The 13,186-nt window shown below is 66.1% G+C and carries 14 protein-coding genes; 1 reads left to right on the forward strand and 13 read right to left on the reverse strand.

Annotated elements, in window-relative coordinates; translation table 11 throughout:
• Positions 1-134 precede the first annotated feature (134 nt).
• A complete protein-coding gene (locus tag ACM9LZ_RS03770) occupies positions 135-650 on the reverse strand; it encodes a DUF2059 domain-containing protein (protein ID WP_416618007.1) in 516 nt (171 codons plus the stop codon).
• A 59-nt stretch (positions 651-709) separates the two neighbouring features.
• Positions 710-1,807, reverse strand: a complete 1,098-nt coding sequence (locus tag ACM9LZ_RS03775) for an ABC transporter substrate-binding protein (RefSeq protein WP_416618008.1) — start codon at positions 1,805-1,807, stop codon at positions 710-712.
• A 178-nt stretch (positions 1,808-1,985) separates the two neighbouring features.
• Between ACM9LZ_RS03775 and ACM9LZ_RS03780 the strand changes: the two genes are divergently transcribed.
• Positions 1,986-3,122, forward strand: a complete 1,137-nt coding sequence (locus tag ACM9LZ_RS03780) for an acyltransferase family protein (protein ID WP_416618009.1) — start codon at positions 1,986-1,988, stop codon at positions 3,120-3,122.
• A gap of 90 nt (positions 3,123-3,212) precedes the next feature.
• Here ACM9LZ_RS03780 and ACM9LZ_RS03785 read toward each other — a convergent pair whose 3' ends face one another.
• The 11 genes from ACM9LZ_RS03785 to sufC form a co-directional block, all read right to left on the reverse strand.
• The gene (locus ACM9LZ_RS03785; protein ID WP_416618010.1) at positions 3,213-5,054 is read right to left on the reverse strand and encodes a DUF885 domain-containing protein; all 1,842 of its coding nucleotides are present in this window, start codon (positions 5,052-5,054) and stop codon (positions 3,213-3,215) included.
• Positions 5,055-5,347: 293 nt separating this feature from the next.
• The gene (locus tag ACM9LZ_RS03790) at positions 5,348-5,710 is read right to left on the reverse strand and encodes a hypothetical protein (protein WP_416618011.1); all 363 of its coding nucleotides are present in this window, start codon (positions 5,708-5,710) and stop codon (positions 5,348-5,350) included.
• A 120-nt stretch (positions 5,711-5,830) separates the two neighbouring features.
• Complete coding sequence (locus ACM9LZ_RS03795; RefSeq protein ID WP_416618012.1) at positions 5,831-6,649, reverse strand: ferritin-like domain-containing protein; 819 nt, start codon at positions 6,647-6,649, stop codon at positions 5,831-5,833.
• A gap of 92 nt (positions 6,650-6,741) precedes the next feature.
• A complete protein-coding gene (locus tag ACM9LZ_RS03800) occupies positions 6,742-7,086 on the reverse strand; it encodes a HesB/IscA family protein (protein WP_416618013.1) in 345 nt (114 codons plus the stop codon).
• 11 nt (positions 7,087-7,097) lie between these two features.
• On the reverse strand, positions 7,098-7,487 hold the full coding sequence (locus tag ACM9LZ_RS03805; protein ID WP_416618014.1) for an SUF system Fe-S cluster assembly protein: 390 nt from the start codon (positions 7,485-7,487) through the stop codon (positions 7,098-7,100).
• Positions 7,488-7,502: 15 nt separating this feature from the next.
• The gene (gene sufU, locus ACM9LZ_RS03810) at positions 7,503-7,985 is read right to left on the reverse strand and encodes a Fe-S cluster assembly sulfur transfer protein SufU (RefSeq protein WP_416618015.1); all 483 of its coding nucleotides are present in this window, start codon (positions 7,983-7,985) and stop codon (positions 7,503-7,505) included.
• A gap of 65 nt (positions 7,986-8,050) precedes the next feature.
• Positions 8,051-9,319, reverse strand: a complete 1,269-nt coding sequence (locus ACM9LZ_RS03815; protein ID WP_416618016.1) for a cysteine desulfurase — start codon at positions 9,317-9,319, stop codon at positions 8,051-8,053.
• Complete coding sequence (locus tag ACM9LZ_RS03820) at positions 9,319-10,212, reverse strand: GNAT family N-acetyltransferase (protein ID WP_416618017.1); 894 nt, start codon at positions 10,210-10,212, stop codon at positions 9,319-9,321. Before ACM9LZ_RS03820 ends, ACM9LZ_RS03815 begins: the two co-directional genes overlap by 1 nt.
• A gap of 3 nt (positions 10,213-10,215) precedes the next feature.
• Complete coding sequence (gene sufD / locus ACM9LZ_RS03825) at positions 10,216-11,475, reverse strand: Fe-S cluster assembly protein SufD (protein WP_416618018.1); 1,260 nt, start codon at positions 11,473-11,475, stop codon at positions 10,216-10,218.
• A 3-nt stretch (positions 11,476-11,478) separates the two neighbouring features.
• The gene (locus ACM9LZ_RS03830; protein ID WP_416618019.1) at positions 11,479-12,366 is read right to left on the reverse strand and encodes a GNAT family N-acetyltransferase; all 888 of its coding nucleotides are present in this window, start codon (positions 12,364-12,366) and stop codon (positions 11,479-11,481) included.
• Positions 12,367-12,384: 18 nt separating this feature from the next.
• Positions 12,385-13,143, reverse strand: coding sequence for a Fe-S cluster assembly ATPase SufC (gene sufC / locus ACM9LZ_RS03835; protein WP_416618020.1), 759 nt, complete (start codon positions 13,141-13,143; stop codon positions 12,385-12,387).
• Between the last annotated feature and the right edge of the window lie 43 nt (positions 13,144-13,186).

Below are 13,186 nucleotides of genomic sequence, written 5' to 3' on the forward strand. Positions count from 1 at the left end.
CGGCGCCAACGAATGTTGGCGCCGGCAATTGAAGGCGGTGATTAGAACCAATAAGTTCTAATCACCGCAAAATAATATGATTCCGGTCCCGGTGCCGGCGGCGTGGGGATCGGCCGCGATCACCGCCGCCTGTGTCAAAGCGGTTGCGGCAGCGCCAGGCCACGCGCCTTGGCGGCTTCGACGAACCTGCCGGCCGCACGTTCCCCCACGCCCTGGCCCCAGACCTGTCCGATGGCCATCGACTGCTGGGTGATCATCGGCAGTGACTGGACAAGCTTGGAGCCGGTTGGCGTCCTGTAGAAGCGGATGATATCGTCCAGTTCGGCCATCGTGAATTGGGTGGCATAGATGCCGGCCAGTCCCCGGATCAGATCGGGCAGGGCGGCCTTGGCCTCCGGCACGAAATATTCCTGCAGCAGCGACCGGATTTCCCCCGCGTGGCCCGGATTGCGATCGATCATCTGCTGTTCCATTTCGTGGAGCATGGCGACGATCAACTGTTCCCCGATATTGGCGGCACCGGAAACCCTCAGCAGTTCGGCAGCCTTTTCCTGGCGGGCGGCCGGCTGTTCGGCGTTGCCGGCAAGGCTTGCGGGTGCCAGCAGCAAAAGCCCGGCAAGGATGGCGGGAAAGGTCTTGCGGATCGGCACGGGTTCCTCGGAGGCTGGGGGGAGGGATGGCTGGGGGGAGGGATGATGGTGCGGCCGCGTCAGACTGCCAGCACGGAGGTGACCTGCAGGTCGTATGCCCCGCGCCGCTGCCGCAGGCGGGAAAAGTCGATCCGGCTCCAGCCGTCATCACCGAAGCGGGCCAGATAGCGGTCGGCCCCCTGCCGGTCCAGCGGGGCCAGGGACAGACGCTGTTCAGCCCCGCCGGCGGCCGCGAAATCACGGCCATCGGCATGGTCGCGCAGCCAGGCCAGGGCCCAGGCACCAAGCAGGAAGTGGCCACCCATAGATAGCGCGATCCGCCCCGCCGCCACCTCTCTCAGTGCATCGGTCTGCCAGTTCATGCCGACCAGCGCCAGATCGATGCCGGTCTTGAAGCCCAGTTCCGCGGCACCGTCCAGGGCACCCAGCGCCATATCGTCATTGGCGCACCAGATACCCTCTGTCTGCGGCTGACGGCGCAGCAGGGAAATGACGCGGCTGCGCGCCTGTTCCCGGCTCCAGTTCAAGGAGACATGGTCCAGCACGACCGCATTGCCGTCCGCGGCCACGGCGAGGCGCAGCCCGTCCGACCGTTCCTGACCGGCCGGTGTGGCGGCCGGCCCGGCGATCGCCAGCAGCGGAACGGCATCCGTCCGCTCCGGCCGGCGCAGGCGGCGGCATTCGGACAGAAGCCCCCGGGCCATGGCAGCCCCCGCCGCCATATTGTCGGCGACCAGACTGCCCAGCAGCAAGGGGGAACGTTCCCGCGGGCGGCCCAGGATGGCAATGTCATCCGCCGCCAGCCCGCTGAAGACCAGCAGGCAGGGTGTGCCGGCCTCCATCGCTGCATTCGCCAGGGGGACGGCTGTGCGGTGTTCATTGACGATGGCCAGATAATCCAGCCCCTGGTCGATCAGTTCCCGCCCCTGAACAATGATCCGCTGCCGGTCGCGTTCACCCCGGCGAACCACCAGATCGATATCGAAATGATCGGCGGCCGTCCGCATCAGCCGGTCCGCCATCTGCCAGAATCCGTCCGTGGTGCGGCCGGGATTGACGAACCCCACGCGCAGGCGCCGGGCCCGCGCCTGCGATGGCAGGGTCAGGCCAGCAAGGGAACCGGTCAGCAACTGACGACGTGAAGGTCGAAAAGGCACGGGGGTGAAGCCCCTATTAGGTGTGGGCAGGTAAAGATCATACCCTGTTTGGCGTCGGAACTGCAAAGGGGTGTCGCATCTTCCGCCCTGGTTCCTTTGCATACGAAGTCATGTTGCGTATGAATTTTTTGCCCTCCCTAATGAAATGGAAAAAGTTTCTTATAAGGCAGGGGGGAATATGATTGCGCCTGTGGACCGGCGGTTCGACCGTCCGGAGCTGGATGTGTTGCGCTTCCTGGCTTTTGTCGGTGTCTTCGCCTTTCACTATATCGATTACGCGCCATTCGACCGTGATGCCCATCCGGTCTTCATGGCTTTTTGCACCATCGGTGCCTTTGGCGTTTCGGTATTTTTCCTGTTGTCGGCCTATCTGATCACCGAACTGCTTTACCGGGAACGTCAGGCGGCCGGGCGGGTCGATGTGAAGCGGTTCTTCATCCGCCGCAGCCTGCGGATATGGCCGCTTTACTTTGCGACCCTGTTCGGGCTGCTGGCGTTGGGGCAGGTGGTGCCCAAGGTGGCGCCGGACACCTGGCCGGCGGTGCTGACCTTCCTCACCTTCACCGGCAACTGGTACGTCATGGATCAGGGCTGGATCGCCGGGTCGTTCGACCCGCTATGGAGCATTTCGGTCGAGGAGCAGTTCTATATCCTGGTACCTTTCGCCATCGCGCTGTTGACGCGCCGGTGGGTCGTGGGCATCTGCCTGGGGATCATCGGCCTATCCTATGCCACCATCCTGCATTATGCGATGCACCCGGTTGCCGGGGACAACGGGATGTGGACCAACAGTCTGGTGCAGTTTCAGTTCTTCGCCGCCGGCACGCTGCTGTCCATCGGGCTGCGCGGGCGGGTGCCGGATTGGGGGATCGCGCGACGGTCCGGCCTGTTCGCGGCCGGGCTGGGGTGCTGGCTGTGGGCGCTGTGGGGGTTTGGCGTCAAAAGCTGGGATGCGCATCCCACGCCCGCCGGTGCGCTTGCCGGCTGGGCGCTGGTGCTGCTGGGGGCGGTGCTGTTCTTCCTGGCCCTGCTGGGTATGGACCGGCGGCTGGCCCCGCCCTGGCTCACCTACTGGGGCCGGGTGTCCTATGGGCTTTACCTGTTTCATTCACTGGTCATGTATCTGACCTTCGGGTTGCTGCTGGGCTGGTTCGGCACGCCGGCGCTGCTATCGGGGGAACCGGGCGGGCCGGCCCTGTGGGCGGGCACGGCGCTGTCGCTGCTCGTGCTGTTCACCCTGGCCCATCTTTCCTACCGCTATTTCGAAAGTCCGTTCCTGCGGCTGAAACAGCGTTACGCCATCGTCCGGCGATGAAGGGACGGGGTGGGGCGGCTCTCACCCCCCACCCCGTCCGCCTGGTATCAAGCCCGTCGATCGCCGGTGCCCGCCCATGGGTCCGGGGCGTCAGGCCGCGTTCCGGCGGCCCTCGATCCAGCCATCCACCACTTCTTCCAGGATGGGCAGGGTGACGGCCCCGTTCATCAGCACGGTGTCGTGGAAGCCGCGGATGTCGAACCGGTCCCCCAGGGCGGCCCGCGCCTTCTCCCGCAATTCCAGGATCTTGTTCATGCCGATCTTGTAGCCCAGCGCCTGACCCGGCCAGACGAAATAGCGGTCGATCTCGTTGGCATTGTCGGCCAGCGGGTTGGCCGTGTTCTCGCCCATCCAGGCCACGGCCTGCTCGCGCGTCCATTGCTTGGCGTGAATACCCGTATCGACGACCAGCCGCCCGGCGCGGAACAGTTCCGACACGATGCGGCCCGCCTCGTTCAGGGGAGATTTGTAGAAGCCGTAATCCTTGGCCATGCGCTCGGTATACATGGCCCACCCCTCCCCATAGGCCGTGTCCCAGGCATATTTGCGGAAGGTGGGCAGGCCCTGGGTCTCCTGCGCGATGGCGATCTGCATGTGATGGCCCGGCAGCGCTTCGTGGAAGCACAGCGCCTGCAGGTCGTGGCGTGTCTGCACCGACATGTCCGACAGGTTGGCATAGAACACGCCGGGCCGGGCGCCGTCGGGGGATGAGGGTTCATAGAAGGCGCTGGGCGTCGCATTCTCGCGATAGGCCTCCACGGGCTTCACCACGACCCTGGCCTTGGGAAGCGCGCCGAAGAATTCCGGCAGCCGGGCGCCCATCTCCTCGATATAGGCGGTGGCAGTGGCCAGATATTCCTGCCGTCCCTCCGCGCTGTCGGGGAAGCGGATGGACGGTTCGGTACGCAGGTGCTGGAAGAAATCCTGCACGCTGCCCGCAAAATCCATCGCCGCCATGGCTTCCCGCAGTTCCGCATGCAGGCGGGCCGTCTCCGACAGGCCGATGGCGTGGATCTCGTCTGCGGTCAGGTCCAGACCCGTATGGACCATGATCTGCGTGCGATAGAAATCCGCCCCGTCCGGCAGGGACCAGACGCCGTTGCTGTCCTTCTGCCGGTCGGCCATCTCGGCCACGGTGGCCAGGAAGCGCTGATAGGCGGGCAGCAGGCTGTCCGTCATGGCCCTGGTGCCGGCCCGGATGATGGCCTGCTTTTCCGCGGTGGGGATGGACAGCTTGCCCACCTTCTCCTTCAGATCGGCCAGCAGCGGGTTGTCCTTGCCGGCGCTCGCCTCGAATGGCGCACCGGCGATGACATTGCGGGCCGATTCCGTGATGCGGCCGAAGCAGAAGGCGGGGGGCAGCACGCCCTTGCCGGCCTGCCGGCGCATGTTCTCGCCGGCAATATCCATCACCTGTCCGGCCCCTTCCAGCCGGCGGACATAGTCCCTGGCATCCGCGGCACTGTTCACGGCGTGATAGCCGATCAGGAAGGATGGAATCTCGGTATGCGCACCGCCCAGATGGCTGACGGCATAGAGATGATGGCGCCAGCGGTAGAAATCGAGCTGGCGGCGCAACGCCTGGCCGAACAGCTTGTGGCTGACCTGCGCCGTGGGCGACAGTGCTTCCAGGTCAAAGGCGGACAGGCCCTGCAACTGTTCCGCCGCGATGCGCAGGCTCAATTGCTGGAAACCCTCGTCGGGCAGGGTCCAGCGGTCATGCGGACCGGGCAGCCCCATGCGCGTCCGCTGTTCGGGGCTGCGGGCCAGGTCCTCCTGCCAGCATTTCTCCAGATATTCGTTCAGCGCCTTGTCGGCCGGTCCGTCCTGGCCCGCCATCGCAAGCCGGGGGATCACGCCCTCCAGCGCAACGGCGGTGGCGGACAGGGCAAACAGGCCGGTAACGGCGGCACGGCGGGTAACGCTGGGCATGATGGCTCCGGTTCGGACGGGCGGGAATACCGGGCGCATCCTACCCTGTCCCGCCGCGCGGCCAACAGAACCATTGTAACCCGCCTGTAATACCAACGTGCGATGAGTAGAACGCATCGCACGTTGGTCCGGCGGCGACTGCCACAGCACCGCTCGTGCGGCGTCGCCCGCGCTAACGAATGTTGGCGCCGGTAATTGAGGGCGGTGACCAGAACCAATAGGTTCTGGTCACCGCAAAATAGTATAACGGGTGGGCCGGACATGCGGCCCGGCAGGTCCGGCCGGCCCCGGTTTCAATCCCGGCTGGGGCGGCCCTGCACGCTGTCACTGCTGGGGCTGCGCATAACGCTTTTGCCACTGTCCGGATTGGGGGTGTCGGTCATGCGGTCCGCGCGGCGGTTCGGGCCGCCGGGCGTGCCATAGATCTTGTGCAGCCGGTCGAATTCCTGGCGGTGATGTTCCCAGCTTTCCTGGAAGCCTGGCTCCCCGTCGCGGCGGCCGCGAACGATGATCTCGTCTTCCATCTGCTGCTGTTGCTGTGCCTTGGCGGGTGCCGGCGGTTCAGGGTTCTGCTGTGCCTTCACGGCAAGCGCTGTCATCAACGCGAACAGCGTGGCGCAAACCAGCACCAGACCCACTTCCAGCATCATCCGCATCAATCACCCCTGCATCCCGCGATACCATGCGCAGGATGCCACAGGCAGGTCAAGATGAACATAGTTCATTGGACATAGGGAGCGATCATACCAACTTGCGATGAGTAGAACTCACCGCCCTCAATTGCCGGCCAGCGGCTCGTACCAGTCCGATGGCAGGCCCGCCAGCTCGCGTGACAGACCGTTGAAGGGGCGCTTCAGTTCACCCTTGAAATGGGTGCGCACCAGTTGCTGCCACCAGGGGCCGGCCTCCTGCCCCAGGCATTGCGCGGCTACCTGGAACCAGCGGCGGCCTGTGGCGACGTGGCCGACCTCGTCGCGCAGGATGATGCGCAGGACCTCCACGCTTTCCGCATCGCCGGCCTTGGTCAGGCTGTCGATGATGGCGGGTGTGACGTCCAGGCCGCGGGCCTCCAGCACCATGGGCACGACCGCCAGCCGGGCGGCCAGATCGTGCGCCGTGGCCTCTGACGCCTGCCACAGCCCGTCATGGGCCGGCAGGTCGCCATAGGCCGCCCCCAGACTGGCCAGGCGGTCGGCGACCAGGGTGAAATGCAACGCCTCCTCGTCCGCCACCCGCAGCCAGTCGGCGTGGAACGAGAGGGGAAGCGGCGAGCCATCCGGCAGGTGCCGGAACCGGGCCAGGATATCCCAGGCCAGGTCGATGGCGTTCAGTTCGATATGGGCGATGGCGTGCAGCAGCGCGACGCGGTTGGCGATGGATTGCCCCCGCCCGCGCTTGGGCATGTCCTTCGGGTGGCGCAGTTCAGGCCTGGCCGGCCGGGCGGGACGAGCGGGCGGCATGCTGCTGCCCGGGCCGGTGATGGAGCCATCCCGCCACGCCGCCGCGAAGGCGCGGGTCAGGCGAGCCTTTTCCCGCGCGTCGGCGGTGGTCAGCACGGAGACGGCGGCGTCGGAAAGGCTGGGGGGAAGGGACATGAAAGGTCGCGAGGATGCTTATCGATGCTTTGAACGCCCACGCACACGGGAAGGGATGAACGGGGAGGCGTGGTGGATCATTGTTGGGGTTCCTACACCGAAAAACTCTCTCCGCATCCACACCGCGCCTTCTCGTTCGGGTTCTTGAAGGTGAAGCCGGACTGGAACTTGTCCTCGGCATAGTCCATTTCGCTGCCGATCAGGAACATGGTGGCGGCGGGGTCGATCAGGATGGTGACGCCCTTATCCTCCACCACCTCCTCGAACTTCTTCTTTTCCTCGGCATATTCCACGAAATAGGACATGCCGGAACAGCCGCGGGTCTTCACGCCCACGCGCAGGCCGACCAGCGGCTTCTCGGACCGGGACATCAGTTCCCTGACCCGTTCGGCGGCGGCGTCGGTCAGGGTCAGGGCCTTGGGCATGGGGCGGGCCATCTGCTCCTCCTTCAGAACATGTTCAGCGCGATGCGGGCTTCGTCGCTCATCCGGGTGGGGTCCCAGGCGGGCTCCCAGACCAGTTCGACATGCACGCTGCTCACGCCATCGACGGCGGCCACGACCTGCTGCACCTGGCCCGGCATCTCGCCGGCCACGGGGCAACCGGGGGCCGTCAGGGTCATGTCGATCTCCACATCGCCATCGCCGTCGATGTCGCAGCGGTAGATCAGCCCCAGTTCATATATATTCACCGGGATCTCGGGATCATAGACGGTGCGCAGCGCCTCGATCACCCTGTCATGCAGCGGGGCGTCGGGGGGCAGCTTCTCGTCGGCCGGAATGTCCACGGGGCTGCCCATGGAAACGTCGGGGGCGATGGGGCGGGTGGTCTGGTTCATGTCTCGTCTCTCCCGTCAGAAGGAGGCATTTTCGGTGGAGGCGGCGGCTTCGCCATGCAGGGCCGCATTCATCGTGTGCCAGGCCAGCGTGGCGCATTTCACCCGCATGGGGAATTCGCGCACGCCCGACAGGACGGCCAGCTTGTCGGTGGCATCCTCGTCCAGGGCGCCATGGTCGCCCTGCTCATCCTCGTCCTTGGTACACATGTCATGGAAATAGCCGAACAGCGCCTCGGCCTCCTTGACGGGCTTGCCGCGCAGGATCTCCGTCATCAGGCTGGCGCTCGCCTGGCTGATGGCACAGCCGCGCCCATCGAACCGCAGGTCCTGGATGATGCCGGCATCATCCACCGTCAGATAGATGGCGATCTTGTCCCCGCACATCGGGTTGTCACCCCGGGCCGTGCGGTTGAAGGCATCGGGCTTGCCGAAGTTCCGCGGGTTCTTCCCGTGGTCCAGGATCACTTCCTGATAAAGATCACGCAAATCATCGAACATTGCTTACCCCGTCAATTCCCACAGGGCGCCGGACCGGTGCCCGCCGCCCTGTGGAAGGCCCGCTGTCACCCGAAGAACGCCTTGCAGGCCTGGACCGCCTCGACCAGCGCATCCACCTCGGCCTCTGTATTATATAGGCCGAAACTGGCGCGGGCGGTGGCCCCGACCCCGAACCTGTCCATCAGCGGTTCCGCACAGTGCCGGCCCACCCGTACCGCCACCCCGCCGCGATCCAGCAGGGTGCCGATATCATGGGGGTGGATGGCGTCCATGGTGAAGCTGATGATGGCCGCCTTGTCCGGGGCCGTGCCGATGATGCGCAGCCCTTCCACCTCCGACAGCCTGTGCGTGGCATAGGCCAGCAGGCGCTGTTCATGCGCCTGGATGGCGTCCATGCCAAGTGCGGTGACATAGTCGATGGCGGCCCCCAGCCCGATCCCTTCCACGATGGCCGGCGTTCCGGCCTCGAACCGGTACGGTGCTTCGCGATAGGTCGTCTTCTCGAAACTGACCGCGCTGATCATGTCGCCGCCGCCCTGCCAGGGCGGCATGGCGTCCAGAAGCTCCTTGCGGCCATAGAGAACGCCGATGCCGGTCGGGCCATAGAGCTTGTGGCCCGTGAAGATGTAGAAATCGGCGTCGATGGCGGTGACGTCCACCGGCTGATGCACGGCGGCCTGGCTGCCGTCGAAGGCGACCAGGATGCCCTTGGCATGGGCCAGCCTGGCGATGCGGGCCGCCGGGTTGACCGTGCCCAGCACGTTGCTGGCATGGGTGATGGAGACCAGCTTCACCTCCGGCGTCAGCATGGCCTCATAGGCATCCATGTCCAGGCTGCCATCATCCAGCACCGGCACGACCTTGATGTCGATGCCGATCCGGTCGCGCAGCAATTGCCAGGGCACGATATTGGCATGGTGCTCCATCCAGGAGATGACCACCGCGTCACCCGCCTTCAGGAATCTGCCGCCCCAGCTCTGGGCCAGCAGGTTGAAGGCTTCCGTCGCGTTGCGGGTGAAAACGATGTTCTCGCGCGAGGGGGCGTTCAGGAAGGCGGCGACCTTGTCGCGCGTGGCCTCGTACAGGTCGGTGGAACGCTGGGACAGGAAATGCACGCCGCGATGCACATTGGCGTAATCATTTTCCAGCAGGTGCGACATGGCATCGATCACCTGGCGCGGTTTCTGCGCGCTGGCGCCATTGTCCAGATAGACCAGGGGCTTGCCGGGGCGGCCCTTCTTTTCATGCACCAGCCGCGTCAGGATCGGGAAATCCTGGCGGATGCGCATGACGTCATAGGGGGCGTTGCCGATCGTCCTGGTCTGCTCACTCATCATTCATCCCCGATGGCCCGCCGCAACCAGTCGCGGCCATGGCCCAAAAGATAGTCATCGACCCGCAGATGGCGGGCATATCCGTGACGGCGGAAAAAGTCCGGCTGCTGATAGTCCATCGGCATCACCGTGGACCAGCGGCAGCCCGCCTGCACCCCCGCCTGTTCCAGTGCCGCCAGCAATCGCCGGCCGATCCCCTGTCCCCGCCATGCCGGCAGCACCAGCAGGTCGACCAGCGTCAGATAGGCGCCGTCCACCACGGCCAGCCCGGCCCCGACCCGCGCCCCGGCCGCATCCGTGATCTCCACCGCCGTCTCGGTATAGGGATCGGGAATGGTCAGATACCAATGCGCGTCCAGCCCGTTCTCCACGGTGCGCACATCGGCATCGTCGGCGGCTTCGGCCCGGTGCAGGTATAGGCCCGCCGGCAGCGGCAGGGCAGGGGCGGGGGCCAGCGTCTCCTTGCGGAAATAGTGCCGGTCGTGCCCCCAGGTGAAGTCGGTGAACACGCCTTGGGCGGCAAAGCCGTAGCGTGGATAGAAATCCGGTCCCTGGAAACCCATGGTGGACAGGTAGAGCCGCGCCGCGCCGGCCGTCACGGCGGCGTTTTCCGCCGCGCGCAGCAGGGCGACACCCACCCCGCGTCCACGCCATGGCGCATCCACCCACAGCACGTGGATATAGGCGTCGCGGCCATAGAACCACAGCACGATGCCGCCCTGGATGGCCCCGCCCGCGTCGCGTGCGAACAGGGCCAGGGTCTGGCGCTCCACGCCCAGCGCCGCGCGCTCCGCCGTCATGGCCTGCCCGTGCAGCCAGCCGATCACCGCCCCGTCCGCCGGATGGCGAGGGGTCAGCGTCAGCGTGGCGTTGCGGGACGGGCCGTCGGACATGCCTCAGCGCCTTCCCATCCAGCTTTCGGCCCGGCCACGGAAATGGGCGCGGATATCTTCGTCGATGATCTCGTCCAGCGCTTCGTCCAGAAAGGCACCGATCAGCAGCACGCGGGCCGCGTCGCGCGGGATGCCGCGGGCCCGCAGATAGAACATCTGGTCCTCGTCCAGCTCGCCCGCCGTGGCGCCATGGCTGCATTTCACGTCGTCGGCATAGATCTCAAGCTCGGGCTTGGAATTGATCTCGGCATTGTCCGACAGCAGCAGCGCGCGGTTCAACTGATAGCCGTCGGTCTTCTGCGCATCGGGGCGCACGACGATCTTGCCCTGGAACACGGCGCGGGCATTGCCGTCGATCACGCCTTTCACGACCTCGCGGCTGGTGCAGCTGGGTCTGGCATGGTCGATCAGGGTGGTGATGTCGCTGACCTGATTGCCGCCGATGGCATAGGCGCCGGACACCCGCGCCTCGATCCCCGTCCCGTCCAGCACCTGCCGGGCCTCATGCCGGGCCAGGCGCGCACCCAGGTTCAGCACGAACGTGTCATAGACCGCGTCCTGTGCCAGATGGGTGGCGATGTTGGCCAGATGCCAGGCATCCAGGCTTTCGGCCTGCAGCTTGTAATGATGCAGGCGGGCGCCGGCCCCCACCTTCACATCGGCGGCGATGTTGCTGACATAGGGGCCGGCATTGGCGCCGACATGGTGTTCCACCACGGTGGCCTCGGCCCCGTCGGCGATGTCGATCAGGATGCGCGGGTTCCACAGCGCCGCCTTGTCCCCCGCACTGGCGGCGATGAAGACCAGTTCGACGGGTCTGTCCAGCTTCACCGCCGGTCCGATACGCAGGGCGGCCCCATCCGACGGCAGGGCGCTATTCAGCGCGCGGAACGGGTCGTCGCCCGTTGCGGGGGCGGCGGTGCCGGCGGCAAGCGGTTCCAGCACCGCGCCGTCGGGCAGGCCATCGGTGCGCGACAGGTCGGCCCGGAACTGACCGGCCACGAAGACCAGTCGCGGACCGGGCCGGTCCAGCGCCGTGGGAATGGCATCCACCGCCACCGATGCGGCATCGGGCGCCGGGCCCAGGATCAGCTTGTCCAGCCCGCGCAGGTTGGTGAATTTCCAGGCTTCCACCCGGGTGGTTGGCAGGCCCGCCTTGGCGAACCGGTCCAGCCCCTCGCCGCGCACACCGTCCAGGGCGGGGGCAAGCGCCACCACCTGTTCCACGAAACCCTTGGCGGTCTGGTTCTGTTCGTCGCGCATCGTCTAAAGCTTCATGTCAAAGAAGTTCATGTTCAGGCCCGGCACGTCATATTCGGCATAGCCGAAGCGCCGGAACCCATGCAGCGGATAGAAGGTCGGGGCCTGGCAATCCATCGTCTCCACCGCGGCCCGCGTGCAGCCCATCCGCCGTCCCTCGTCCAGGGCGGCGGCCAGCATGGCAAAGCCCGTGCCGGTGCCGCGCAGCCCTTCCTCCACCCACACCATGTCGACCATGAAGTCGGTTCCCACGGCATAGCAAAGGGCGGCCCCGCGCGGGGCGTTGTTGGTGCGGTCGCGGACATAGGCTGCCACCAGCCGGACGGGGGCACCCAGCAGTCCCTGACGGCGGGCATCGGTGATGCGCCATATCTCCTGCGACAGCGGCCGGGGCGGCGGCTCGTGGATGGCCAGCGCCAGGCCCGGCGGCATGTCCCGCCCCCCACCGTCGCGCGCGGCCAGCCGCTTTTCCAGCACCGTGAAGGCCCCGCCGCTTATATGGTCCGCGATCACCTGCCGCAACCCGAAGCCGGCGGCCAGATAGGGGGCCGTATCGTCATGGGCGCGGACCACCATGATCAGCCGGTCCACGTCGCGGCGCAGCAGCTCCGCCTCCGTGCGGGCCAGCAGGGTGGAGATGGCCGGCGCCGCTTCAACCCCCGGCGCCGCCCAGGCGCCCCAGAAGCAATAGGCATCGCGGCCCCACAGCGTCAGCGAGAGACCGGCCTGCGGCGTGCCCTTCTCCTGATCGCTGGCAACCAGCACGAAACGGCCGGCGGCCGGCGGCAGGTTGGCGGCGTTGTAGGCCATCAGCCCGTTCAGCACGATCTCGGCGTCGGGCGCCGTGAGCGGCACGTCATGTTCGATGCTGATGCGGATATCGGGGGAGACCATGGCCGCGGGCCCTTCGTCCTAAGCCGCCTCGGTCACGCCGAATTCGGCATAACCCTTGGCTTCCAGCTCCAGGGCCAGTTCCTTGCCGCCCGTCTTCTGGATGCGGCCATGGGCCAGCACATGCACCACATCGGGCACGATATAGTCCAGCAGGCGCTGGTAATGCGTGATGACCAGCATGCCGCGGCCGGGGCCGCGCAGCTTGTTCACGCCCTCGGCCACGATCTTCAGCGCGTCGATGTCCAGGCCGCTGTCGGTTTCGTCCAGAATGGCCAGCTTGGGCTGCAGCACGGCCATCTGAAGCGCTTCGTTGCGCTTCTTCTCACCCCCGGAGAAGCCGACATTGACGGCGCGCTTGATCATCTCGTCCGTCATCGACAGATCCTTGGCCTTGGCCCGGATCAGCTTCAGGAACTGCATCGCGTCCAGCGGGCTCTCGCCGCGCGTCTTGCGCACGGCGTTCAGCGCCTCCTTCAGGAAGGTGGTGTTCGAGACGCCGGGAATTTCCACCGGATACTGGAAGGCCAGGAACAGGCCGGCGGCGGCCCGCTCCTCGATCTCCATGGACAGCAGATCGCGGCCGTCGAAGGTCACGGACCCTTCGGTGATCTCGTATCCCTCACGGCCCGCCAGCACATAGGACAGCGTGCTCTTGCCCGACCCGTTGGGGCCCATGATGGCATGCACCTCCCCCGGATTGATGGTCAGATCGATCCCTTTCAGGATCGCCTTGCCATCGACAGCGGCATGCAGGTTCTTGATTTCGATCAGGGACATCGCCTTACACCCATTCCTTAGGGGACCTTGGTCCCAATCCTTC

Source organism: Niveispirillum fermenti, assembly GCF_048066175.1.
GTDB lineage: Bacteria > Pseudomonadota > Alphaproteobacteria > Azospirillales > Azospirillaceae > Niveispirillum > Niveispirillum fermenti.